26 protein-coding genes and 1 tRNA gene are annotated in these 21,756 nt (G+C 61.8%); 21 read left to right on the top strand and 6 right to left on the bottom strand.

Annotation, left to right across the window (positions count from 1 at the left end; translation table 11 throughout):
* Nucleotide 1: 1 nt before the first annotated feature.
* The 11 genes from P3T43_RS24565 (at nucleotide 2) to tatC (ending at nucleotide 6,745) form a co-directional block, all read left to right on the top strand.
* Nucleotides 2-622, top strand: a complete 621-nt coding sequence (locus P3T43_RS24565; protein WP_429283643.1) for a MarC family protein — start codon at nucleotides 2-4, stop codon at nucleotides 620-622.
* Nucleotides 619-1,260, top strand: a complete 642-nt coding sequence (gene hisH / locus P3T43_RS24560) for an imidazole glycerol phosphate synthase subunit HisH (RefSeq protein WP_429283642.1) — start codon at nucleotides 619-621, stop codon at nucleotides 1,258-1,260. The genes P3T43_RS24565 and hisH overlap by 4 nt, the downstream gene beginning before the upstream one ends.
* A gap of 216 nt (nucleotides 1,261-1,476) precedes the next feature.
* Nucleotides 1,477-2,229, top strand: coding sequence for a 1-(5-phosphoribosyl)-5-[(5-phosphoribosylamino)methylideneamino]imidazole-4-carboxamide isomerase (hisA, locus tag P3T43_RS24555; protein ID WP_429283641.1), 753 nt, complete (start codon nucleotides 1,477-1,479; stop codon nucleotides 2,227-2,229).
* 199 nt (nucleotides 2,230-2,428) lie between these two features.
* Nucleotides 2,429-3,202, top strand: coding sequence for an imidazole glycerol phosphate synthase subunit HisF (gene hisF / locus P3T43_RS24550; RefSeq protein ID WP_429283640.1), 774 nt, complete (start codon nucleotides 2,429-2,431; stop codon nucleotides 3,200-3,202).
* Between the two features lies 1 nt (nucleotide 3,203).
* On the top strand, nucleotides 3,204-3,614 hold the full coding sequence (hisI, locus tag P3T43_RS24545; protein ID WP_429283639.1) for a phosphoribosyl-AMP cyclohydrolase: 411 nt from the start codon (nucleotides 3,204-3,206) through the stop codon (nucleotides 3,612-3,614).
* Complete coding sequence (locus P3T43_RS24540; protein WP_429283638.1) at nucleotides 3,611-3,985, top strand: phosphoribosyl-ATP diphosphatase; 375 nt, start codon at nucleotides 3,611-3,613, stop codon at nucleotides 3,983-3,985. Before hisI ends, P3T43_RS24540 begins: the two co-directional genes overlap by 4 nt.
* Before the next feature lie 58 nt (nucleotides 3,986-4,043).
* On the top strand, nucleotides 4,044-4,439 hold the full coding sequence (locus P3T43_RS24535) for a DUF4870 family protein (protein ID WP_429283637.1): 396 nt from the start codon (nucleotides 4,044-4,046) through the stop codon (nucleotides 4,437-4,439).
* Between the two features lie 40 nt (nucleotides 4,440-4,479).
* Nucleotides 4,480-4,845, top strand: coding sequence for a histidine triad nucleotide-binding protein (locus tag P3T43_RS24530; RefSeq protein ID WP_429283636.1), 366 nt, complete (start codon nucleotides 4,480-4,482; stop codon nucleotides 4,843-4,845).
* 271 nt (nucleotides 4,846-5,116) lie between these two features.
* Nucleotides 5,117-5,356 (top strand): Sec-independent protein translocase subunit TatA, encoded by a 240-nt coding sequence (gene tatA / locus P3T43_RS24525; protein WP_074301476.1) that lies wholly within the window; start codon nucleotides 5,117-5,119, stop codon nucleotides 5,354-5,356.
* A gap of 38 nt (nucleotides 5,357-5,394) precedes the next feature.
* Complete coding sequence (tatB, locus tag P3T43_RS24520) at nucleotides 5,395-5,931, top strand: Sec-independent protein translocase protein TatB (protein WP_429283635.1); 537 nt, start codon at nucleotides 5,395-5,397, stop codon at nucleotides 5,929-5,931.
* 34 nt (nucleotides 5,932-5,965) lie between these two features.
* Nucleotides 5,966-6,745, top strand: coding sequence for a twin-arginine translocase subunit TatC (gene tatC, locus P3T43_RS24515; protein ID WP_429283634.1), 780 nt, complete (start codon nucleotides 5,966-5,968; stop codon nucleotides 6,743-6,745).
* A gap of 20 nt (nucleotides 6,746-6,765) precedes the next feature.
* Here the strand turns inward: tatC and P3T43_RS24510 are convergent, their stop codons facing one another.
* Nucleotides 6,766-7,983: a Do family serine endopeptidase gene (locus P3T43_RS24510; RefSeq protein WP_429283633.1), complete on the bottom strand. Its 1,218-nt coding sequence runs from the start codon at nucleotides 7,981-7,983 to the stop codon at nucleotides 6,766-6,768.
* 19 nt (nucleotides 7,984-8,002) lie between these two features.
* Here P3T43_RS24510 and P3T43_RS24505 point away from each other — a divergent pair, with 19 nt between their 5' ends.
* From P3T43_RS24505 to P3T43_RS24475, 7 genes are all read left to right on the top strand, one after another.
* Complete coding sequence (locus P3T43_RS24505) at nucleotides 8,003-8,749, top strand: Nif3-like dinuclear metal center hexameric protein (RefSeq protein WP_429283632.1); 747 nt, start codon at nucleotides 8,003-8,005, stop codon at nucleotides 8,747-8,749.
* A gap of 207 nt (nucleotides 8,750-8,956) precedes the next feature.
* Nucleotides 8,957-9,577: a ubiquinol-cytochrome c reductase iron-sulfur subunit gene (petA, locus tag P3T43_RS24500; RefSeq protein ID WP_429283699.1), complete on the top strand. Its 621-nt coding sequence runs from the start codon at nucleotides 8,957-8,959 to the stop codon at nucleotides 9,575-9,577.
* Complete coding sequence (locus P3T43_RS24495; protein ID WP_429283631.1) at nucleotides 9,578-10,957, top strand: cytochrome b; 1,380 nt, start codon at nucleotides 9,578-9,580, stop codon at nucleotides 10,955-10,957.
* A 23-nt stretch (nucleotides 10,958-10,980) separates the two neighbouring features.
* Nucleotides 10,981-11,748, top strand: coding sequence for a cytochrome c1 (locus P3T43_RS24490; RefSeq protein WP_429283630.1), 768 nt, complete (start codon nucleotides 10,981-10,983; stop codon nucleotides 11,746-11,748).
* Nucleotides 11,749-11,842: 94 nt separating this feature from the next.
* A complete protein-coding gene (locus P3T43_RS24485) occupies nucleotides 11,843-12,454 on the top strand; it encodes a glutathione S-transferase N-terminal domain-containing protein (protein ID WP_006052302.1) in 612 nt (203 codons plus the stop codon).
* A gap of 90 nt (nucleotides 12,455-12,544) precedes the next feature.
* Nucleotides 12,545-13,072: a ClpXP protease specificity-enhancing factor gene (locus P3T43_RS24480; protein WP_429283629.1), complete on the top strand. Its 528-nt coding sequence runs from the start codon at nucleotides 12,545-12,547 to the stop codon at nucleotides 13,070-13,072.
* A 430-nt stretch (nucleotides 13,073-13,502) separates the two neighbouring features.
* A complete protein-coding gene (locus P3T43_RS24475) occupies nucleotides 13,503-14,237 on the top strand; it encodes a GNAT family N-acetyltransferase (RefSeq protein WP_429283628.1) in 735 nt (244 codons plus the stop codon).
* 129 nt (nucleotides 14,238-14,366) lie between these two features.
* On the opposite strand, the gene P3T43_RS24470 is transcribed toward P3T43_RS24475, so the two are convergent.
* A tRNA-Thr gene (locus P3T43_RS24470) sits at nucleotides 14,367-14,442 on the bottom strand.
* Between the two features lie 116 nt (nucleotides 14,443-14,558).
* Here P3T43_RS24470 and P3T43_RS24465 point away from each other — a divergent pair.
* Nucleotides 14,559-15,707, top strand: a complete 1,149-nt coding sequence (locus P3T43_RS24465; RefSeq protein WP_429283627.1) for a methyltransferase — start codon at nucleotides 14,559-14,561, stop codon at nucleotides 15,705-15,707.
* A gap of 37 nt (nucleotides 15,708-15,744) precedes the next feature.
* On the opposite strand, the gene P3T43_RS24460 is transcribed toward P3T43_RS24465, so the two are convergent.
* On the bottom strand, nucleotides 15,745-17,016 hold the full coding sequence (locus P3T43_RS24460) for a TIGR03862 family flavoprotein (protein ID WP_429283626.1): 1,272 nt from the start codon (nucleotides 17,014-17,016) through the stop codon (nucleotides 15,745-15,747).
* A 240-nt stretch (nucleotides 17,017-17,256) separates the two neighbouring features.
* Entirely contained in the window at nucleotides 17,257-17,577 is a 321-nt protein-coding gene (locus tag P3T43_RS24455) for a DNA-binding protein (protein ID WP_429283625.1), read from the bottom strand.
* 391 nt (nucleotides 17,578-17,968) lie between these two features.
* Between P3T43_RS24455 and P3T43_RS24450 the strand changes: the two genes are divergently transcribed.
* Nucleotides 17,969-18,808: a class I SAM-dependent methyltransferase gene (locus tag P3T43_RS24450; protein ID WP_429283624.1), complete on the top strand. Its 840-nt coding sequence runs from the start codon at nucleotides 17,969-17,971 to the stop codon at nucleotides 18,806-18,808.
* A 59-nt stretch (nucleotides 18,809-18,867) separates the two neighbouring features.
* On the opposite strand, the gene P3T43_RS24445 is transcribed toward P3T43_RS24450, so the two are convergent.
* Nucleotides 18,868-19,434: a DUF1415 domain-containing protein gene (locus P3T43_RS24445; protein WP_429283623.1), complete on the bottom strand. Its 567-nt coding sequence runs from the start codon at nucleotides 19,432-19,434 to the stop codon at nucleotides 18,868-18,870.
* Nucleotides 19,435-19,533: 99 nt separating this feature from the next.
* Nucleotides 19,534-20,178 (bottom strand): TetR/AcrR family transcriptional regulator, encoded by a 645-nt coding sequence (locus P3T43_RS24440; protein ID WP_429283622.1) that lies wholly within the window; start codon nucleotides 20,176-20,178, stop codon nucleotides 19,534-19,536.
* 158 nt (nucleotides 20,179-20,336) lie between these two features.
* Between P3T43_RS24440 and P3T43_RS24435 the strand changes: the two genes are divergently transcribed.
* On the top strand, nucleotides 20,337-21,620 hold the full coding sequence (locus tag P3T43_RS24435) for an MFS transporter (RefSeq protein WP_429283621.1): 1,284 nt from the start codon (nucleotides 20,337-20,339) through the stop codon (nucleotides 21,618-21,620).
* Nucleotides 21,621-21,756: the final 136 nt, after the last annotated feature.

Genomic DNA, 21,756 nt, shown 5'->3' with positions numbered 1-21,756 from the left:
GATGGATATCCTCAAGTCGTTCATCTCGCTGCTGGCGCTGATCAATCCGGTCGGCGCCATTCCGTTCTTCATGAGCCTCACGGCGCAGCAGTCGGACGGCGAGCGGCGCAGGACGATCCGGGTTGCGACGGTATCGGTGTTCTGCGTGATTGCGGTGACGACGCTGCTGGGGCAGCAGATCATCAGCTTCTTCGGCATCTCGGTCGGCTCGTTGCAGGTGGGCGGCGGCATCATCATGCTGCTGATGGCGATCAACATGCTGAATGCGCAGATCGGCAACAGCCGTTCAACGCCGGAAGAGCGTCACGAGGCCGAGCAGAAGGATAACGTCGCGGTGGTGCCGCTTGCGATTCCGTTGTTGACGGGGCCGGGCGCCATCAGCACGGTGATTATCTATGCGGCGCATTCGCCGCATTGGTACGACCGGATCAGTCTGATTGGTATCGGCGCCGTGCTGGCGGCGATCTGTTTTTTTTCGCTGCGGCTCGCTGAACCGATCGCCCGCTGGGTGGGGCAAACCGGTATCAATATCGGCACGCGGCTCATGGGTTTGATGTTGTCGGCGCTGGCGGTGGAATTCATCGTCGACGGTCTGAAGGCGTTACTGCCTAACTTGAAATGAAAACTTCGATTGCGATTGTGGATTACGGAATGGGCAACCTGCGTTCGGTCGCCCAGGCGTTGAGGAAGGCCGCGCCGGACGCGGACGTGGCGATCGTCGACCGGCCGGAAGCGATCCGCGCGGCCGACCGCGTCGTGCTGCCAGGCCAGGGCGCGATGCCCGATTGCATGCGCAGCCTCGGCGCATCGGGCCTGCAGGAAGCGGTGGTCGAAGCCTCCCGCAACAAGCCGCTGATGGGCGTGTGCGTGGGCGAGCAGATGCTGTTCGACTGGAGCGCCGAGGGCGATACGCCGGGTCTCGGCCTGTTGCCCGGCAAGGTGCTGCGCTTCGAACTGGAAGGCCAGCTGCAGGACGACGGCTCGCGCTTCAAGGTGCCGCAGATGGGCTGGAACCGGGTCCGCCAGACCCTGGCGCATCCGCTGTGGGATGGCGTCGCGGACGGCAGCTTCTTCTACTTCGTTCACAGCTACTATGTCCAGCCGGACAACGCGGCGCACACGTCGGGCGAGACCGTGTACGGCGTACCCTTTACCTCGGCGGTGGCGCGGGATAACATCTTTGCAACCCAATTCCACCCGGAAAAGAGCGCCGAAGCGGGCCTGCGTGTATATCGAAACTTCGTACACTGGAACCCGTGAGCGCCTCCCGTCTTTTGCTCCGTTCTGCCACGTGCCGCCCGACTCGTAGCGGGGCGCTGGCCGGTGCTGCATCTTCGTTCGTGTCTTTGTGCATGCTACGCATGCGCAGGGCTCCTGAAAGAGTTGTACTAAACTAGCGGAACGGTGCGCGAGCAGGCTGATGGCTTCTCGGCGCCGCCCGTCACTCAACCTTTTCCCTGACTACACCCGATTGCTATGCTGCTGATTCCCGCCATCGACCTGAAAGATGGTCAGTGTGTACGCCTCAAACAGGGCGACATGGACCAGGCGACGATTTTCTCCGAGGAACCGGCGGCGATGGCCCGACATTGGGTCGACCGCGGTGCCCGGCGCCTGCATCTCGTCGATCTTAATGGAGCATTTGCCGGTAAGCCGAAGAACGAAGACGCGATTCGCGCGATCATCGAGGAAGTCGGCGGCGAGATTCCCGTCCAGCTGGGCGGCGGCATCCGTGACCTGAATACGATCGAGCGCTACCTGGACGACGGTTTGTCCTACGTCATCATCGGCACGGCGGCGGTGAAAAATCCGGGCTTCCTGCAGGATGCCTGCACGGCGTTCGGCGGCCATATCATCGTCGGACTCGACGCGAAGGACGGCAAGGTCGCCACCGACGGCTGGAGCAAGCTGACCGGCCACGAAGTGGCGGACCTCGCGCGCAAGTTCGAGGATTACGGTTGCGAATCGATCATCTATACCGACATCGGCCGCGACGGCATGCTGCAGGGTATCAACATCGAAGCGACGGTACGACTGGCGCGTTCGGTAAAGATTCCGGTGATCGCGAGCGGCGGTCTGTCGAATCTGACCGACATCGAAGCGTTGTGCGAAGTCGAAGTCGAAGGCATCGAAGGCGTGATCTGCGGTCGCGCCATCTATTCGGGCGATCTCGATTTTGCGGCCGCCCAGACGCTCGCCGACAAGCTGCGCGAGTCGGACGACGCCTGACGGGTTGTCAGCGCGAAGCGCAAGCGCCAGGTGACGCGCGGGGGCTTCGGCTTTACGCTGCAGGCGGCGCTGGCCGGACGGTCCGGCGAAGCTGGCGCGCCCCAGCCCATGTCAAGCCCGGCCCGGCAACGCGCGCCGGCATTGCGCCGCTCCGGTACGAGCGGTCTCATCAGCGGTATTGGCAAGAATTTGCACGATCATGGCTCTAGCTAAACGCATCATTCCCTGTCTCGACGTCACGGCTGGCCGCGTGGTCAAGGGCGTCAACTTCGTCGAACTGCGCGACGCCGGCGATCCGGTCGAAATCGCGCGTCGCTACGACGAACAGGGCGCCGACGAACTCACCTTTCTCGACATTACCGCCACCTCCGATCAACGCGATCTGATCCTGCCGATCATCGAGGCGGTAGCGTCGCAGGTGTTCATTCCGCTGACGGTCGGCGGCGGCGTGCGCGCCGTCGAAGACGTGCGGCGCCTGCTGAACGCCGGCGCGGACAAGATCAGCATGAACTCGTCGGCGGTCGCCAACCCGCAACTGGTGCGCGACGCGACGGACAAATACGGCTCACAATGCATCGTGGTCGCGATCGACGCCAAGCGGGTTTCCGCCGACGGCGAAACGCCGCGCTGGGAAGTCTTCACGCATGGTGGACGCAAGGCGACCGGGCTGGAAGCGGTCGAATGGGCGCGCAAGATGGCCGAACTCGGTGCCGGCGAAATCCTGCTGACCAGCATGGACCGCGACGGCACCAAGAGCGGTTTCGATCTGGCGCTTACCCGCGCGGTATCGGACGCCGTGTCGGTTCCGGTGATCGCCTCGGGCGGTGTCGGCTCGCTGCAGCATCTGGCGGACGGCATCAGGGACGGTCACGCGGACGCCGTGCTGGCGGCCAGCATTTTTCACTACGGCGAGCACACCGTGGGCGAGGCCAAGCGCTTCATGGCCGATCAAGGCATTTCGGTGAGGTTGTGACGTGGTGAATCCCGCAGCGGTGAGTTGGCTCGACAAGGTGAAGTGGGACGCGAACGGCCTCGTGCCGGTCATCGCGCAGGAAGCGTCGAGCAACGACGTGCTGATGTTCGCGTGGATGAACCGCGAGGCGCTCGCCCGGACGGTCGAGACGGGCCGCGCGGTGTATTTCTCGCGCTCGCGTCAGCGGCTGTGGTTCAAGGGCGAAGAGTCCGGCCACGTGCAGCACGTGCAGGAAGTGCGGCTCGATTGCGACGAAGACGTCGTGCTGCTGAAGATCGAGCAGGTGTCGGGCATTGCCTGCCATACCGGCCGCCACTCATGCTTTTTCCAGAAATTCGAAGGGACGATCGACGACGGCGAATGGACCGCAGTCGATCCCGTCCTGAAAGATCCCGAACAGATCTACAAATGACGCAAAACCCGCAATCGACGAACGATACCCTCCTGCGCCTCGCCGCGGTGATCGACGGCCGCAAGGGCGGCGACCCCGACGTCTCGTATGTGTCGCGCCTGTTCCACAAGGGCGACGACGCGGTCCTGAAGAAGATCGGCGAAGAAGCGACCGAAGTCGTGCTCGCCGCCAAGGACGTGCGCCAGGGCGGCGCGCCCACCGCGCTGGTCGGCGAAGTGGCCGATCTCTGGTTCCACTGCCTCGTGATGCTGTCGCATTTCGATCTGAGCCCGGCCGACGTGCTGGCCGAACTCGAGCGCCGCGAAGGTCTGTCGGGGATCGAAGAGAAAGCGTTGCGCAAGAGCCGCGAGCGCGAACAGAAGGGCGACTGAACGCCGACTCGGTGAGAGCCCAGCGCCAACCGAACGCCACCCGCAAGGAGGACGCAACATGGAACAGTCGCAAGGCGAATACCCGCCGCCGTCTTACCGTCATGCCCTCGAAACCGATCGCGAACGCAGCCTGCGCACGCTGACGCACGTGCTGTATGCGCTCTACGCGGTCTACTGGCTGACCGGCGGTATCTCGGTGCTGATCGCCATCATCATCAATTATGTGAAGCGGCCTGACGTCGCGGGCACACCGTACGAAGCGCATTTCCAGTGGCAGATGCGCACATTCTGGTGGTGCATGCTCGGCTACCTGATTGGCGCCCTGCTGTTTTTCGTCGTGATCGGCATTCCGATCCTGTGGGCTGTCGGGATCTGGATGTTGTACCGTATTATCAAGGGCTGGCTGTATTTGTACGACAACAAGCCGCTGCTGAATCCGCGGGCGTGGTTCTGACGCCCATTCCTCGCCCGCCCGTTTGCGCTTCAGGACACCCATGAGCCACGATTCAAACTGCCTTTTCTGCAAGATCGCCGCGGGCGAAATCCCCTCCACCAAAGTTCACGAGGACGAGGAGTTTCTCGCCTTCCGCGACATCCGTCCGGCGGCGGAGACCCATGTGCTGGTGATTCCGCGCAAGCACATCGAAACCCTGTCGCACTGCAACGAAAGCGATGCGCCACTGCTTGGTAGAATGCTTATATTGGTGGCGCGTCTTGCCGATCAGCTCGGCGTGGCCTACACCGGCGGCGAGACCGGCTTTCGCACGGTCATCAACACCGGGCCGGGCGGCGGGCAGGAGGTGTACCACCTGCATGCGCATATTCTGGCGGGTCCGCGTCCGTGGCAACGGATGGGCTAAACGCCGGAGCGCCGCCAACGTAGACAATTCTGGCGCATTCAGCGGGCCGATTTAACTGCGTATGATGGTGAGCGGCGGGCAAAGGCGTTTTTCTCGTTGCGACGTAATAACGCCGTCGCGATTGCGCGGACACAATCACGCGCACGGCCGCTGCTGGAATCTGAAACAGCGGCGGCAACGTATAGATGAGGCGTACGCGCTTCGATTCGGGCCGTAAAGGCACAGATGTTCGACGCGTGCAAACGCGATGTCGGGGTTAAGGAGAGTAGTCATGGGTTCGTTGAGTATTTGGCATTGGCTGATTGTTTTGTTGATCGTGGCACTGGTATTTGGCACGAAGAAGTTGCGCAATATCGGCACTGATCTGGGCGGCGCGGTGAAGGGCTTCAAGGAAGGCATGAAAGAAGCGGAGACACCGGCCGGCGACGCACAACAGCGCGAGCTGCCGCGCACCGACACCGTCGACGTCGACGCAAAAGAAAAAACCCCGCGCTCGAGCGACTACCGCTAAGCCGCGGTCCATCCGCGTACTGACGGGAACCTTACTTCATGCTGGACCTCGGTCTAACCAAGATGGCGCTGATCGGCGTCGTCGCGCTGGTCGTACTCGGGCCGGAGCGGCTTCCGCGCGTGGCTCGCACGGCGGGGGCGCTGTTCGGTCGCGCGCAGCGTTATATCAACGACGTGAAGTCCGAAGTCACGCGTGAGATCGAACTCGACGAATTGCGTCGCATGAAAACCGAGTTCGAAACGGCGGCGAGCAATGTCGAAACCAACGTTCACGACAATCTGCGCAAGCATGAAAGCGAATTGAACGAAGCGTGGAACTCGGGTTCGTCGGTGAGCCCAAGCATTGCCGGCGGTGCACTGGAAAGTGCAGCGGCAAGCGGCGGCACGTCCAGTTCGACGTCCTGGCGCAGCACGCCCGCCGCCGCGCCCAAACGCAGGAACTGGCGCGTCAGGCAAACAGCCATGCCAACCTGGTATAAGCGCGCCACTGCCCGCCGTACGCGCGTGCAGTCGGGCGCAGCGCGCGTGGCGCGTCATACGCCGGTCAGTCTGCGCCGGCCGACGCGCTTCTTCTGATGATCCTAGCGATAATCTCCTACCGAGGGCCGGTGTGAGCGACCCCCAAACCCAGAGCGAAGGCGCTGAAGAGACCTTCATCTCGCATCTCGTCGAACTGCGCGACCGCATCATCCGCGCCGGCATTGCTGTCATCGTGGTGTTTCTCGGGCTCGTCTACTGGGCGCCGGACATCTTCAGGCTGCTCGCGCGGCCTTTGATGATGAATCTGCCGAAGGACGGCAAGCTGATCGTGACGGACGTCACCGGCTCGTTCTTCGTGCCGATGAAAGTGACCATGATGGTGGCGCTCGTGATTGCGCTGCCTGTCGTGCTGTATCAGATCTGGGCGTTTGTCGCGCCAGGGCTTTATCAGCATGAAAAGAAACTGGTCGTGCCGCTGGTGGGCAGCAGCTACATCCTGTTTCTGTGCGGCATGGCGTTCGCCTACTTCGTCGTGTTCCCGACCATCTTCCGCGTGATGGCGCATTACAACGCACCGCTTGGCGCGGCGATGAACACAGATATCGACAACTATCTGAGTTTCGTGCTGACCATGTTCCTCGCGTTCGGCGTGACCTTCGAAGTCCCGATCGTTGTCGTGCTATTGGTCCGGATGAATATTCTGACGATCAAGAAGCTGCGGCAGATTCGCCCGTACGTGATCGTCGGGGCGTTCGTGGTGTCCGCTGTGGTCACTCCGCCTGACGTGTTTTCGCAGCTGATTCTCGCGGTGCCCCTGATCGTGCTGTACGAAGCGGGGATCATCGCGGCGCGGTTGATCGTCGGCAAGCAGAAGGAAGTGACCGAGGACGAGGGGCAGGCGCCGAGTTGAGCGCGACGGGAGCTTAACGCTCAACCGCCGTCGTCATCGTTCTGATTGTTGCTGTCGTCGGCGGGCTGCTTCGGCGGCGGCGGGCGCTTGCCGATCATCACATCCAGATCCAGTTCGCGATTCTTGCGCACGAGGTGGATCTTCGCGTTGGAGCCCGGCTTGATCTGGGCGATGAGATTCAGAAGGCGTGTCGTATCCGTGATGTCCTGGCCGTCCACGCTGACCAGAATGTCGCCAGGCTTGATGCCGGCGCGGTCGGCCGGGCCGTTCTTCAGCACGCCGGCGACGATTGCCCCCGACTTCTGTTCGAGCCCGAACGACTCCGCGATCTCCGGCGTCACATCCTGCGGTTCCACGCCGATCCACCCGCGCGTCACCGAGCCGGTCGTGATGATGCTCTCCAGCACGCTACGCGCCGTCGAGACGGGGATGGCAAAGCCGATGCCCAGCGAGCCGCCCGAGCGTGAGTAGATGGCGGTGTTGATGCCGAGCAGATTGCCGTTCACGTCGACCAGCGCGCCGCCCGAGTTGCCGGGGTTGATGGCGGCGTCGGTCTGAATGAAGTTTTCGAAGGTATTGATGCCGAGGTGATTGCGGCCGAGCGCGCTGACAATGCCCATGGTCACCGTCTGGCCGACGCCGAACGGGTTGCCGATCGCCAGCACCACGTCGCCCACGCGCGTCTGGTCCATGCGGCCGAGCGTGATGGTAGGCAGATTGGTGAGGTTGACCTTGAGAACCGCCAGATCCGTCTCCGGATCGACGCCGATCACCTTCGCGGTGGTCGTGCGGCCGTCGGCGAGCGCGATTTCGATCTGATCCGCGCCGTCGACCACGTGCTGGTTCGTTAGAATGTAACCTTCCGAACTCACTATGACACCCGAGCCGAGATTGGCGGCCGGTTGCTCCTGCTGTTTGTTGTTGTTCTTGTTGCCGAAGAAATACCGAAACAGCGGGTCTTTCGCCCGAGGGTCGGGCGGCAGAGACCCGTCCTTGCTGGAGAACACATTGACGACCGCGGGCGACGCCTTCTGCGCGGCTTCGGCATAGGAAGCCTGAGCGGGACCACTACCGATGCCAGGCGCTACCTCCCGCAGGGCGACGATCGGTTCGGCGAGCTGCTTGCCGAATTGCCCTTGTCGCTGCAGCCATTGCGGTTTGAGGGTCGCAATGATGAACATCAGCGCCAACAGCACGGTCACCGCTTGGGCAAAGAACAGCCAAAAGCGTCTAAGCATCTGAAGATTAGAGGTTTATATGGATCGGATCGAACTTGAATTGTACTTGAACAAAGTCCTTGAAACCGGGCGCTTCAAGGACTACTGCCCGAACGGCCTGCAGGTCGAGGGGCGGCGCCGGGTCAACAAACTTGCCACCGGCGTGACGGCGTCCGTGGCGTTCCTGGAAGCGGCGCTCGACTGGGGCGCCGACGCCGTGCTGGTCCACCACGGTTACTTCTGGCGCAATGAACCGCCGCAAATTACCGGTCGCAAATATGCGCGTCTGAAACTGCTGCTCGCCAACGACCTGAACCTGTTCGCTTACCATTTGCCGCTCGACGACCACCCCGAGTTCGGCAATAACGCGCAGATCGGCGCGAAGATGGGCTGGATTGCCGACGCGCGCTTTGGTGAGAACGACATCGGCTGGATCGCCACGCTGCCCATGCCGGTCACGCTCGCGCACTTCACCGCGCAGGTGGAAGAGTCGCTCGGCCGCACGCCGCTCGTGTTCGGCGATCCGGATGTCGAACTGCGGCGCGTCGCCTGGTGCACGGGCGGCGCACAAGGTTATTTCGACGCGGCGATCGAAGCCGGCGCCGATGTCTATCTCACCGGCGAAGTGTCCGAACAGAGCATGCACACCGCGGCGGAGAGCGGCGTGGCGTTTCTCGCCGCCGGTCATCATGCGACCGAGCGTTTCGGGGTGCAGGCATTGGGTGCGCATCTGTCGGAATCATTCGATATCGAACACCTGTTTATCGATATCCACAATCCGGTCTGATAGCCGAACTAAAACACACGAAATACACAGGGATCACTTAAAAGAAACGACTAAAAAGTTTCGAATTGGTGCGGGGAAACCCTTGGATATCAAAGACTTCGCATGGTTTTTGGCATTCGGGCCTTGTAAATGACAACTCCATTCGAGCAAACTAGCGTCGGTAGAAGCGACGTGAAGGAAAAATCCAACTCAGAAGTGGGGCGTGTGATGCGAGACAAAGAAGAGGAGCTCGTCGATGGCGGCCGCCGTACGTGGCTGATAGCGACGACCGTAGCAGGTGGCATTGGAGGTGTGGCCACTGTCGTACCCTTTGTGAGTTCGTTTGCACCATCTGAAAAGGCCAAGGCAGCCGGCGCGCCAGTCGAGGCCGATATTAGCAATCTGAAGCCTGGCGAAATGATGACCGTCGCCTGGCGCGGCAAGCCCGTCTGGATCCTCAACCGCACTGACCGGATGCTGGCCGACGTCCAGAAAGCCGATAACGAAGTAGCCGATCCCCATACCGAACATCCCTTTTCGATGCCGTTGCCGGAGTACTGCAACAACGAATTCCGCTCGCGCACCGATCACAAGAACCTGTTGGTCACTGTCGCCGTGTGCACGCATCTGGGCTGCACGCCGACACCGCGCTTCCAGGAAGGCGCGCAGCCCAATCTTCCGGACGACTGGCCAGGCGGCTTTCTGTGCCCTTGCCACGGCTCGACCTATGACCTGGCCGGCCGCGTCTTCAAGAACAAACCTGCGCCGCAGAACCTGGACATTCCGCCCTATATGTTCACGTCGGCTACCCAGCTCGTGATCGGCAAGGACGAGAAAGGAGAAGCGTAAATGGCGAGCGATCACGAAGTAGAGACGACCGGGCTGGTCGGCTGGATCGACCGCCGCTTTCCGATGACCTCGACGTGGAAGAAGCACGTCTCCGAGTACTACGCGCCGAAAAACTTCAACTTCTGGTATTTCTTCGGCTCGCTGGCGATGCTGGTGCTGGTCAACCAGATCGTCACCGGCATCTTCCTCACCATGAATTACAAGCCCGATGCGACGCTCGCGTTCGCCTCGGTCGAGTACATCATGCGCGAGGTGCCGTGGGGCTGGCTGATCCGCTACATGCACTCGACCGGCGCGTCGATGTTCTTCGTGGTGGTCTATCTGCACATGTTCCGCGGGCTGATGTACGGCTCGTACCGCAAGCCGCGCGAACTGGTGTGGATCTTCGGCTGCGCGATCTTCCTGTGCCTGATGGCCGAGGCGTTCTTCGGCTACCTGTTGCCGTGGGGCCAGATGTCGTTCTGGGGCGCGCAGGTGATCGTCAACCTGTTTTCGGCGATTCCCTTTATCGGTCCGGACCTGTCACTGTGGATTCGCGGCGATTACGTGGTGTCGGACGTCACGCTGAACCGCTTTTTCGCGTTTCACGTGATCGCGATTCCGCTGGTGCTGATCGGGCTGGTGGTAGCGCACCTGGTGGCGTTGCACGAAGTGGGCTCGAACAATCCGGACGGTGTCGAGATCAAGGCGAAGAAGGACGCGAATGGCATTCCGCTCGACGGCATTCCGTTCCACCCGTACTACTCCGTGCATGACTTCATGGGCGTCACGGTGTTCTTGCTGATCTTCGCGGCGATCATCTTCTTTGCACCGGAGATGGGCGGGTACTTCCTCGAGGCGAACAACTTCGTCCCGGCCAATCCGCTGCAGACGCCGCCGGAGATCGCGCCGGTGTGGTACTTCACCGCGTTCTATGCGATGCTGCGCGCCACCACGGATCCGTTCAAGATCGTGCTGATGATCGTGATCGCGCTGCTCGGGCTGTTCGCACTGGTGCGCGCCCGCGGCAAGTGGAAACTGGGACTGCCGGTGCTGGCGGTGCTGTTGATCCTGGCCATGTATTTCACCCAATCGAAGTTCTGGGGCGTGGTGGTCATGGGCGGCGCGGTGATTTCGCTGTTCTTTCTGCCGTGGCTCGATCGTTCGCCGGTGAAGTCGATCCGTTACCGGCCGTTCTTCCATAAGGTCTTCTACGGGATTTTCGTACTGGTCTTTCTGACACTGGCATTTCTCGGGACCAAGCCGCCGTCGCCCGTCGCGACCCTGATTGCGCAGGTCTGCGCGCTGGTCTATTTCGCGTTCTTCCTAGGCATGCCCTTCTGGACGCCGCTTGGCAAGTTCAAGCAGCCACCCGAGCGGGTGCGGTTCAAGCCTCACTAATCGCGGGCCAAGGAGACACGAAGATGAGAAAAATGCTTTCGAGGCTCGCCGTAATAGGGGCTGCGTCACTCACGTTGGCGCTGACGCTGCTGGTCGCGCCGGCTTATGCGGACGAGAATTTCCCGCTCGACCGCGCGCCGGATAACGCGGACAATTTTGCTTCTTTGCAGCATGGCGCCAAATTGTTTGTAAACTACTGCCTGAATTGCCATAGTGCGAACCTGATGCGGTACAGCGCATTGACCAGTTTAGGCATTTCACCGCAGGAAATTCAGACAAACCTGCTTTTCACCACCGATAAAATCGGCAACACGATGTCGGTGGCCATGAAACCCGACGACGCGAAAGCGTGGTTCGGCACGGCGCCGCCGGATTTGTCGGTGGAGGCGCGGGCGCGCGGCCGCGATTGGCTCTACACGTATCTGCGCAGCTTTTATCGCGACGATACGCGGCCAACCGGCTGGAACAATCTGGTGTATGAAAACGTGAGCATGCCCCATGTGTTGTGGCAGCTTCAGGGGCAGCGCACGGCGAAGTTCGACGACGTGATCGACGAAAGGAGCGGGGAAACAGTCCATAAATTCGTCGGTTACCAGCAGGTCACGCCGGGGACGTTGTCCGCGGTGGATTATGATTCGGATGTGGCCGACCTCGTGTCGTACCTGTCCTGGATGTCCGAACCGACACAGCAAACCCGCCACCGTCTCGGTGTGTGGGTGCTGTTGTTCCTCGGCGTCCTGAGCTTTTTCGCCTGGCGATTGAACGCTGCGTACTGGAAAGATATCAAATAATCACGCCATCACTGGCGTGGGGCCGGCGCAAGGAAAAACCTGCTGGACGGTTTTTCGGCGTGCTGGCCCTTCAGCTTTTTGAGGAAACGTAAACATGATGGTTCTGTATTCCGGCACAACTTGCCCCTTCTCCCAGCGCTGCCGGCTGGTGTTGTTTGAGAAAGGCATGGACTTCGAGATCCGCGACGTCGACCTGTTCAACAAACCGGAAGACATCGCTGTGATGAATCCGTATGGTCAGGTGCCGATCCTCGTCGAACGGGACCTGATTCTGTACGAATCGAACATCATCAACGAATATATCGACGAACGCTTCCCGCATCCGCAACTGATGCCGGCCGACCCGGTGCAACGCGCCCGCGCGCGCCTGTTCCTGCTCAACTTCGAGAAGGAACTGTTCGTGCACGTCGGCACGCTCGAAAACGAGAAGGGCAAGGCGGCCGAGAAGAATCACGAGAAGGCACGCCTCGCGATCCGCGATCGCCTGACGCAGCTCGCGCCGATCTTCCTGAAGAACAAGTACATGCTCGGTGAAGAGTTCTCGATGCTCGACGTCGCGATCGCACCGCTGCTGTGGCGTCTGGATCACTACGGCATCGAACTGTCGAAGAATGCCGCGCCGCTGATGAAGTACGCCGAACGGATTTTCAGCCGCCCGGCCTATATCGAAGCGCTGACGCCGTCGGAAAAGGTGATGCGTCGTTGAGTATGGCTTGAGGGTAGGGGCGTCGCGCGCTGCTCGTGAGTGTGAATAGCGCGTGAGAGTGCGACGTCTTGCCCGGTAAGAGGACTGTTGATGCAAGAGATTTCCACGAAACCCTACCTGCTGCGCGCGCTTTACGAGTGGTGCACGGATAACGGCTATACGCCGCACATCGCGGTACGGGTCGACAATCAGACGCGGGTGCCTCGCCAGTTCGTGCGGGACAATGAAATCGTGTTGAACATCAGTTTCGAGGCGACCAGCCAGTTACAGATGGGCAACGAGTGGGTCGAGTTCAGCGCGCGGTTTTCGGGCAAGTCGCACAAGATCGAAGTGCCGGTCGCCAATGTGCTGGCGATCTACGCGCGTGAGAACGGCCAGGGCATGGCGTTCCCGGTTGATTCGGCGGGTGGCGAGGCGACGGATTCCGGCGCGGATGCCGTAGAAGCCGATGAGCTGCCGCCAGTGAAGCCGGCTGGCAGCGGCCCGCGGGCGGTCGAGTCTGAGCCTGCGCCTGCACCGCAGGCGAAAGCCGACGAGACTGACCCGGACGGCACGCCGGGTCCGGATGACGATGGCTCGAAGGGCGGCGGTCGCGGCCATTTAAAGGTCGTCAAGTGAAGTAAAGTGAGTATTGCTGCCGGCGGGTTGAGCGCTTCTATAAGACTGGACCCGTCGCAGTTTCCTTTGGCCCGTTCGCGGCCGCCAGTTTCTCCGAATATCGAAACGGTAATCAGCGACATCATCACGCACGCAATCATGTACCGGATCGGGGCCACGGCATGGCCGTCGCATTCACACGTAGCGCCACCATCTGCTGCAGCGTCCCGCCAGATCGCGCGACCATGCAGCAATTAGACTGCACACTGAACGATTGACGTAAACGACGCCAAAATTGTCATTTGCGACACTGGTGCGCACGCCGCTTCCCGCTTAAAGTGATGTCAATCCGAACGCATTCGGCCCGCGTGGTCCGGATGGCATTTCAATCAATGTTTGCAAGTGGCGTTGCCATGCAGGCCATGGCGGCTGGCACTCTGAAGAGGACCTCATGAATCGTTCACCGCAACCAGGCCTCGATCACCCCATCTGGACGGCGCTGACCACGAGGCAAGCCCATCTTGGGCAGGGAAATTCTCTCGCCCGTCGATACCACGCCGACGTGGCGCCTTTTGCCGCCTTGTCAGCCGAGACCCCGGCGGCCTACGAGGCGCTTCATCAACTCCTGCAACCTCACGAAACGGTTGCGTTGCTATTGCCGGCGCCCGTCAGTCCAATTGACGCGTTGCAATTGACGCATCTGGGCGATCTCCACCAAATGGTCGCCACGCGCTACGAAGCCGGTCACGTAGACGGAAGCCTGGACGATCGGGATGTGATCGCGCTGAGTCATGTCGATGCGAACGATATGCTCGAGCTGGTCCAGAAAGCCAAGCCGGGTCCGTTCGGCACACGAACGCACGAGATGGGCAAGTACATTGGGATCCGCGAGCAGGGGCGTCTCATTGCCATGGCCGGCGAACGGATGTGCCTCGACGGATACGTTGAGATAAGTGCTGTCTGCGTCGACGACGAGTGGCGTGGGCGGGGACTTGCGGGTCGGCTCGTGAGCCTGTTGCGAAGCCAGATCGAGCAACGGGGGCAGACGCCGTTCCTGCACGTGATCAGTGGCAACCAATCCGCGATCGGATTGTATGAACGTCTTGGGTTCGAAATACGTCGCACGTTCCTGCTTGCCCGGATCGGACATGCTGATCCAGCCTCGGCTGCCGCGTCGAACGGTTGACCCTGAGAAACCCGTGACCCGGAGTTGAAAGTCCGGATCGAGGCGGCGCCCAAACCCTTCGCGGGTGTGCACAAGGGCCAAAAAGCAAAAAGCCCGGTCACGAGGACCGGGCTAAGTGCTTGAATCTATTGGTGCCCCCTGTCTGATTCGAACAGACCACCTCATGATTACAAGTCAAGTGCTCTACCAAATGAGCTAAGGGGGCTAACGCAGCGCGCTATTATAAGCCAAGACAAACCAGCCCGCTACTAGGTGAGTGGCATCAGTTACCATGTAGGTCTATTCGATATCCCTGTCATATCGGATCCCCCACCTCGCTCAATGACCCAACACCCCTCGCAGCACCCTTCGCAAGTCCCCACCATTACGTGGCCTGAAGCAGATGGCCCGCGTACCGCCCGCTGGCGCTCCGAAGCGGCAGTGCCGCCGCCCAAACGCGTGGTCGTAGCCGATGACCGCACCACCGCGGACACGGCCTACCGGCTTGCCTGCGAAGGCACGGCCTTGCTCTGGCAAGGCGATTTCCAGAATGCACGGCAGCTGTTGCAGGCGGTAACGCGGCGCCTCGAGCGCAAGCCGCGCAAGCAGGCCGAGACGCTGCTCGACGCGTTCAATTTCCACCGTCAGGCGCAGTCGCAGCGCGCGCGCACGCTTGGCATGCTGCTGATCCCGCTCGACGCCGCCTATGCCATCCCGCTGCGCCGTGCCCCCGAGGTGCAGCAAGCCTGTGTCGAAACCTACGGACCGGCGACCGACGAAGCGTCCGTCGTTTCGCTGCGTGAACTGCTTGGTTTGATCGGCGCGCACGAATGGCGCAAGAAGGGCGTGGAGATTCCCGTGCTCGGCGAGCGTATTCATCCGCACTACGGCGTGTTCTCGCCGGTGCGTGGCGAATACGTCGATCTGGTGGCGCGCACGCCGCTGCCGTCGTTGAACAAGGCGTTCGATATCGGCACCGGCACCGGCGTGCTCGCTGCGTTGCTCGCCAAACGGGGCGTGAAGAAGATTGTCGCCACGGACTCGGACCCACGTGCGCTGGCGTGCGCCCGCGAGAATCTCGCACGGCTGGGCTATGCCCAGCAGGTCGACGTGATCGAGGCCGATCTGTTCCCCGAAGGCCGCGCGCCGCTCGTCGTCTGCAATCCGCCCTGGGTGCCGGCGCGGCCAGCGTCGCCGATCGAATACGCCATCTACGATATGGAGAGCCGGATGTTGCTCGGCTTCCTGAATGGGCTGGCGGAGCATTTGTCGCCCGGTGGCGAAGCCTGGCTGATCCTCTCGGACTTCGCGGAGCATCTCGGCTTGCGCAGCCGCGAGTTTTTGCTCGCGGCGATCGAAAAGGCCGGGCTGACGGTTGTTGGCCGGGAGGATATCCGTCCGCGGCATCCGAAGTCATCCGATGAAAACGATCCGTTGCATGCCGCGCGTATGGCGGAAGTGACGTCGCTGTGGCGTTTGAAGGCGCGATAGAAGTCTGGGCGTCGGCCTGTGTTCGAAGCTGACGTCCTCAGCTTCCTGTCCCAGCCAGATAGGCCAGCGCGCCGCGTCCCGCCACCAGCCCGCTTGCGAAGCATGCGGTCAGCAGATACCCGCCAGTCGGCGCCTCCCAATCGAGCATTTCGCCGGCACAGAACACGCCGGGCAAGTGTCCGATCATCAAACGCGCATCCAGCGTCTCAAACGGAATGCCGCCCGCACTGCTGATAGCCTCTTCAATGGGCCGAGGGCGCACGAGCTTCAACGGCAATGCCTTGATCGTATGAGCGAGGCGCGTCGCATCGCCGAATGCGTCTTTCGAGAGCGCTTCATGCAGCAATCCGAGCTTGACCCCGGTGAGACCAATGCGTCCATGCAGATGACTCGACATCGAACGTGAGCCGCGCGGCCGGGTGACTTCGTCCAGCACGCGCTGCGCACTGAACGCCGGGAGCAGATCGAGCGTGATCGTCGCCTCGGCATCAACCCGCAGACGCTCTCGGATCGGCGCGGACAGCGCGTACACCAGACTGCCCTCGATACCCGTCCCGGTCACGACGAACTCACCTTGCCGCTGATGGACGTTGCCATCCACATCGGTTAGCGTGATGGCCACCGGTTTGACCGGCTGGCCCGCGAAGCGCTCGCGGAAGTAGTCGCTCCAGGTCGCGTCGAAGCCGCAGTTCGCCGGGCGCAGCGGCTCGACCGGCACGTCGCGCGCGTTCATCAGTGGAACCCACGTCGCATCCGACCCGAGGCGCGGCCAGCTCGCCCCGCCCAGCGCCAGCACGACGGCGTCGGCGCGCACCTGCTGCTCGCCTGTGGGCGTCATGAAGCGGAGCGAGGTAGGGCGGGTGGCGTTCGAGGCGTCATCATCGCCCCATCCCACCCATTTGTGCCGCATGTGAAACCGCACGCCAGCCTCTTCCAGACGACGCCGCCAGGCGCGCAGCATGGGTGCCGCTTTCATGTCGGTGGGAAACACGCGTCCCGAACTGCCGACGAAGGTTTCGACGCCGAGCTCATGCAGCCATGTGCGAAGCGCGTCCGGGCCGAATGCCGCGAGCAGCGGGGCAATCTGCGGCTGCCTCGCGCCGTAGCGCCCGAGAAACGGTTCGAGCGGCTCCGAATGCGTGATGTTCATGCCGCCTTTGCCCGCCATCAGGAATTTACGCCCAACCGACGGCATCGCATCGTACACGTGGACGCGCACCCCGCCTTGGGCGAGCGCCTCGGCGGCCATCAGCCCGGCGGGGCCGCCGCCGATGACGGCGACACAAGGGGAATCAGGCAATGTGGACATGCGGTGCGTTCAGGTGAGGGGGAGCGGGACAAACACGGTGTGCACGGCCAGCTTGCCGCGGCTGGCGGTCAAAGCCCGCTATTTTCACACGGCGCCCGCAACCCACTGCAGCGCAATCTGAATCTGCCTGTTTTAATGTTTATAGGCACCTGCCGATCCAGCACAAGCGTTGAACCCGGCCGCGCGCTGCTGCGAGTGCGGCCGTGGTGACAGTGCTCACCTGTCCAGCGCTAACCGGGCTTAGCCGGGATATTCCTCGTCCACCTTGAGACCAGCCAGCTTGAAGATCACACGCAGTGTTTGCGGCTTGATATCGCGCCGTGATGCGAGCGTCGTCATCACGAAGTCGAGGACCTTCGCGTACTTGAGCATGATCAGACAGGTTTCGAGATCGACGCTGCCGTCGCGCATCAACTCGGCGAGGCGCAGCATCTCAACCGAAATGTCGCGCGCCATTTCCAATTCGATCTGTTGTTTCTCTGACCACGCGGGTGTCGCCATCAGCTTGGTCAACATTTCCTGAAACTTCTGCTCGGCGTTGCCGTTGGGTATCGTATCCATTGCCGCCTCATTTTTTTCTGAGCGCGCTTCCCGTTGAGATCGCGGCGCACTGCAGGTTACGTAACGTTCGTCCCCATGTTTCGGGTCCGACCTCCCCCCACACATGCCGTTCGCCTGAACCATCCGGCAACTGGCTGCGTGTCGTTGTTCTTCATGCGGCCTGCCGCAGGGGCTTTGGGCCGCTCGCTTCGCTTGCTGCGCGTTTCACGTCGTGTCTTGCCTGCTTCGCGTACCCTTTTAGAGCAGGAAGTGTTCCAGGAATACGTGCTTCGCGCGTCGTTGGCGGCATCGAATCGGTGGGTGTGCCGCACTTTGGGTAAACTGGCAGCAACTTTTCTCTTTTTCCGTCGCCTGTCGCACGTTCGCCGTGCAATCGATAGTGGTCCGTACGATGTCCAGCAAAACTCACGAAATTCGCCCCAACCAATCCGTCGAACTGCTAAAGGAACTGCACATCCTCACGCGCGACGGCAAGATGAATCAGGACAGCCGTCGCAAGCTGAAGCAGGTGTATCACCTGTTCCAGTTCATCGAGCCGCTTCTGAAAGATCTGAAAGAAACCCGCGGCAATCTGACCCTCGTCGATCACGGCGCCGGCAAGTCCTACCTTGGTTTTATCCTGTACGACCTGTTTTTCAAGGAGCAACAGGATAATTCGCACATCTACGGTATCGAGACGCGCGAAGAACTCGTGACGAGTTCCGAGGCGCTGGCGGCCCGGCTCGGGTTCAAAGGGATGTCGTTTCTGAATCTTTCGGTGGCGGACTCGATTACCTCCGAGCGTCTGCCGCCCACCGTCGATATCGTCACGGCGCTACACGCATGCAATACCGCGACGGACGACGCCATCCGCTTCGCGTTGCAGAAACACGCGAAGTACATCGTGGTGGTGCCGTGCTGTCAGGCCGAAGTGGCCGGCGTGCTGCGTCAGAACAAGAGCAAGTCGCTCGGCAATGCGTTGACGGAAATCTGGCGCCATCCGCTACACACGCGCGAATTCGGCAGTCAGATCACCAACGTGCTGCGCTGTCTGCAGCTCGAGGCGCACGGTTATCAGGTGAGCGTGACCGAGCTGGTGGGCTGGGAGCATTCGATGAAGAATGAACTGATCATTGCCCAATACAAGGACTTGCCGCGCCGCCGCCCGACGGAGCGCCTCAACGAGGTGATGGAAACGCTTGGACTGGCAGATCTGCGCGAGCGGTTTTTTGTCGAGGCTGAGAACGCGTAAGGACGACTGAGGATATCTGCGGCGGCAAGGTCAGTTCATTGACCGCGAAGCGCCGCGGCTCATTCGTCAGCGGGCGCGCTCATCCACTGTTTCCAGCCGTCCAGGCCCAGACGGCGCAGGGTTTCCTGATTGCGCTCGTAGATGTCCGCGGCGTCGGGAAACGCATCCACCGCGCGTTCGATGCTCGCTTCCCGCAGCAGGTGCAGGATCGGATAAGGGGCCCGATTCGTGTAGTTCTCGATATCGTCCTCCGCGCTGCCTTCGAACTGATAGTGCGGGTGAAAACTCGCGATCTGTATTTCGCCTTCCAGGCGCAATTGCTTGAGCAAGCGCTCGGCGAAAAACAGGCAGTCGTTGTACTCGATGAAGTCGGCGAGCGCGTGCGGCAGGATCAGCAGCGTGGTATCCACTTCGGTCGGGTCAGCCTGGGTGAGGGCCTGCAACTCGGTTTCGAGATCGGTCAGGACACCTTCCAGATTGGTCGCCTCGCTGATCGCATAGCGGATCTGCTTCTTCACATGTACGGCCTTGGCGAATGGGCACAGGTTCAGGCCGATGACCGCGCGGGTCAGCCAGTGGCGAGTGGCCGCGAGAACGGTGGCGTGGGCGTCGGTGGATGAGGGCATGGCGGAGCAACGGGCTGAAAGCGCCATTTTACCGGCGGCGTGAGTAACGACTCTCCATCGCGCGGATGTCGGGCGGGGCGTTGGGCGTGGCGAAATTTTCTAGGCCGCTGCGACCGCCTTCGAACAAGCCGCGGCGATCAACTGCGCCGCGACGCGCGGTGCGGCCATAATCGGTCCACAACCCGGCCCGTAGGTCTGGCTCGCCGCATACACCCCTTCGATCAGCAGGCCGAGCGCATTGGCCAGTGCCACGGGGTCGTCGGCGCCAGTCTCGCAGGCGAGGGTGGTGATCCGCGCCATCAGACGGGCCTTGTTGTCGGCAACAAAGCGCCGGGCTGCGTGCGAGGCGTCCGGAAACTCCACGGCGACATTCACAAACGGGCAGCCGCGATAACCTTCTGCTGACGCGCGGACAGCCAGGTCCTCGAAATACTGCACCAGCTGTTTGGCGGGGTCACCGGGATGTTTGTCGAAGCTGGCCTCGACGTAGGCAAAGAACCGCATGTCCTGACGATCGAGATAAGCGAGCACGAGCTCATCCTTCGAGGAAAACTGGCGGTACAGACTCATCTTGTTGACGCCGGCGCGCTCGACGACCGCATCGACACCCACCGCGCGCACGCCTTCCTCATAGAACAACTCGCTCGCCGCCTTGAGCAAATGCTCTTGTGCTTGCGGCCCGGCGGTCTGGGTACGGGCGCGGCGGGCTGCCTTGTCGGGTGTTGAGCTTTCGCTCTGTGACATGGTGACCCCACAGTCGGTGGTAGATACCTTGACATGTTACCGAGCGGTAACTAAGATCGCAACACAATTGTGACTGATCTGTCACAAGTCCTTTACAAAAGCGGTAACACAATGCGAGGCGGCGGCGTCCGACGGACGGCGCGCCGACTGGAGATCCGATGAACTGGGCGGCGAAAATGATTGGCGGGCGCTTCCACTACGGTTGGCTAACCGTGGCGGTGGTGTTTCTGGTGTTGCTGGCTGCGGCGGGAACGCGCGCGACCCCCAGCGTGATGATGGTCCCGCTCGAGCAGCAGTTCGGCTGGAGCCGGGCGACGATCTCGCTCGCGATCTCGGTCAATATCGCGCTGTACGGCCTGATGGGGCCGTTTGCAGCGGCGGCCATGCAGCGGTTTGGCGTCCGTCCGACGGTGCTGATCGCCCTCGGCACGATGGCCGGTGGCGTGGCGCTGTCCTCGCTGATGACGCATCCGTGGCAGATGATCCTGATCTGGGGCGTGATGGTGGGCGGCTCGACCGGCGTGGCGGCGTTGTCGTTGTCGGCGACGGTGGTGAATCGCTGGTTCACGACGCATCGCGGCCTGGTGATGGGTATCCTCACCGCCAGTTCGGCGACTGGGCAACTCGTCTTCCTGCCCATGCTCGCGGCGATTGCCGAGCATCACGGCTGGCGTCCGGTGGTGTGGGTGGTCGCCGGTGCCGCGGCAATCGTGTTGCCGCTGGTCGCTTTCCTGCTGCCCGAGCGCCCCGCCGATCTGACGCTGCGCCCGTTCGGCGACGCCGCCGACGCGCCCCTGAATACCCAGATCACCCGGCAAAATCCACTGGCCATCGCCTTCGGCACGCTCGCAATGGCCAGCAAGACGCGCGATTTCTGGCTGCTGTTTTTCAGCTTCTTCATTTGCGGCGCGAGCACGAACGGCTACGTCGGCACCCATCTGATCGCCATGTGCAGCGACCACGGCCTGACCGAAGTGCAGGGCGCGTCGCTGCTGGCGGCCATGGGCGTTTTCGATCTGTTCGGCACGACGCTGTCGGGCTGGTTGTCGGACCGCTTCAATAGCCGCGTGCTGCTGTTCTGGTATTACGGACTGCGAGGCTTGTCGTTGATGTATCTGCCGCACGCGTTCGGCATCGATTTCTTCGGTCTGCCGATTTTCGCGTTGTTCTACGGTCTCGACTGGATCGCCACGGTCCCGCCAACCGTGCGCCTTGCGACCGATGTCTACGGCAAAGAGGCGGCGCCGGTCGTATTCGGCTGGGTGGTGGCCGGGCATCAGCTCGGCGCGGCCTTCGCAGCGCTTGGCGCCGGGCTGCTGCGCGCGAGCCTCGGCACGTACACCGTGGCGTCGATGATCTCGGGCGGCCTGTGCCTGGTCGCATCGGTGATCGTGCTGCGGATCAACCGCGGCGAACGTCCGGTATTGCCGCAGCCGGCGTAGGGACGGGCGCGGGGCGCCGTCGCCAGGCCCGTGTTTAAGGTCAGATGAATTCGCGCGACCGCCTTTGGATACGCTTTATCAGTCCGTCTTGAGCCACGCGTGGCAAAGCCCGGTTATGCTATGTGGCCCCGGGCAG

It is taken from the genome of Paraburkholderia sp. GAS41 (assembly GCF_050436545.1).
GTDB lineage: Bacteria > Pseudomonadota > Gammaproteobacteria > Burkholderiales > Burkholderiaceae > Paraburkholderia.
This window is presented reverse-complemented; position numbering and strand designations above follow the sequence as displayed.

Excerpts from the sequence above, each read along its gene's own strand:
- P3T43_RS24565 (WP_429283643.1), top strand. The coding sequence starts at position 2 with ATGGATATCCTCAAGTCGTTCATCTCGCTGCTGGCGCTGATCAATCCG.
- hisH (WP_429283642.1), top strand. The coding sequence starts at position 619 with ATGAAAACTTCGATTGCGATTGTGGATTACGGAATGGGCAACCTGCGT.
- hisA (WP_429283641.1), top strand. The coding sequence starts at position 1,477 with ATGCTGCTGATTCCCGCCATCGACCTGAAAGATGGTCAGTGTGTACGC.
- hisF (WP_429283640.1), top strand. The coding sequence starts at position 2,429 with ATGGCTCTAGCTAAACGCATCATTCCCTGTCTCGACGTCACGGCTGGC.
- P3T43_RS24540 (WP_429283638.1), top strand. The coding sequence starts at position 3,611 with ATGACGCAAAACCCGCAATCGACGAACGATACCCTCCTGCGCCTCGCC.
- P3T43_RS24535 (WP_429283637.1), top strand. The coding sequence starts at position 4,044 with ATGGAACAGTCGCAAGGCGAATACCCGCCGCCGTCTTACCGTCATGCC.
- P3T43_RS24530 (WP_429283636.1), top strand. The coding sequence starts at position 4,480 with ATGAGCCACGATTCAAACTGCCTTTTCTGCAAGATCGCCGCGGGCGAA.
- tatA (WP_074301476.1), top strand. The coding sequence starts at position 5,117 with ATGGGTTCGTTGAGTATTTGGCATTGGCTGATTGTTTTGTTGATCGTG.
- tatB (WP_429283635.1), top strand. The coding sequence starts at position 5,395 with ATGCTGGACCTCGGTCTAACCAAGATGGCGCTGATCGGCGTCGTCGCG.
- P3T43_RS24510 (WP_429283633.1), bottom strand. The coding sequence starts at position 7,983 with ATGCTTAGACGCTTTTGGCTGTTCTTTGCCCAAGCGGTGACCGTGCTG.
- P3T43_RS24505 (WP_429283632.1), top strand. The coding sequence starts at position 8,003 with ATGGATCGGATCGAACTTGAATTGTACTTGAACAAAGTCCTTGAAACC.
- petA (WP_429283699.1), top strand. The coding sequence starts at position 8,957 with ATGCGAGACAAAGAAGAGGAGCTCGTCGATGGCGGCCGCCGTACGTGG.
- P3T43_RS24495 (WP_429283631.1), top strand. The coding sequence starts at position 9,578 with ATGGCGAGCGATCACGAAGTAGAGACGACCGGGCTGGTCGGCTGGATC.
- P3T43_RS24490 (WP_429283630.1), top strand. The coding sequence starts at position 10,981 with ATGAGAAAAATGCTTTCGAGGCTCGCCGTAATAGGGGCTGCGTCACTC.
- P3T43_RS24485 (WP_006052302.1), top strand. The coding sequence starts at position 11,843 with ATGATGGTTCTGTATTCCGGCACAACTTGCCCCTTCTCCCAGCGCTGC.
- P3T43_RS24480 (WP_429283629.1), top strand. The coding sequence starts at position 12,545 with ATGCAAGAGATTTCCACGAAACCCTACCTGCTGCGCGCGCTTTACGAG.
- P3T43_RS24475 (WP_429283628.1), top strand. The coding sequence starts at position 13,503 with ATGAATCGTTCACCGCAACCAGGCCTCGATCACCCCATCTGGACGGCG.
- P3T43_RS24465 (WP_429283627.1), top strand. The coding sequence starts at position 14,559 with ATGACCCAACACCCCTCGCAGCACCCTTCGCAAGTCCCCACCATTACG.
- P3T43_RS24460 (WP_429283626.1), bottom strand. The coding sequence starts at position 17,016 with ATGTCCACATTGCCTGATTCCCCTTGTGTCGCCGTCATCGGCGGCGGC.
- P3T43_RS24455 (WP_429283625.1), bottom strand. The coding sequence starts at position 17,577 with ATGGATACGATACCCAACGGCAACGCCGAGCAGAAGTTTCAGGAAATG.
- P3T43_RS24450 (WP_429283624.1), top strand. The coding sequence starts at position 17,969 with ATGTCCAGCAAAACTCACGAAATTCGCCCCAACCAATCCGTCGAACTG.
- P3T43_RS24445 (WP_429283623.1), bottom strand. The coding sequence starts at position 19,434 with ATGCCCTCATCCACCGACGCCCACGCCACCGTTCTCGCGGCCACTCGC.
- P3T43_RS24440 (WP_429283622.1), bottom strand. The coding sequence starts at position 20,178 with ATGTCACAGAGCGAAAGCTCAACACCCGACAAGGCAGCCCGCCGCGCC.
- P3T43_RS24435 (WP_429283621.1), top strand. The coding sequence starts at position 20,337 with ATGAACTGGGCGGCGAAAATGATTGGCGGGCGCTTCCACTACGGTTGG.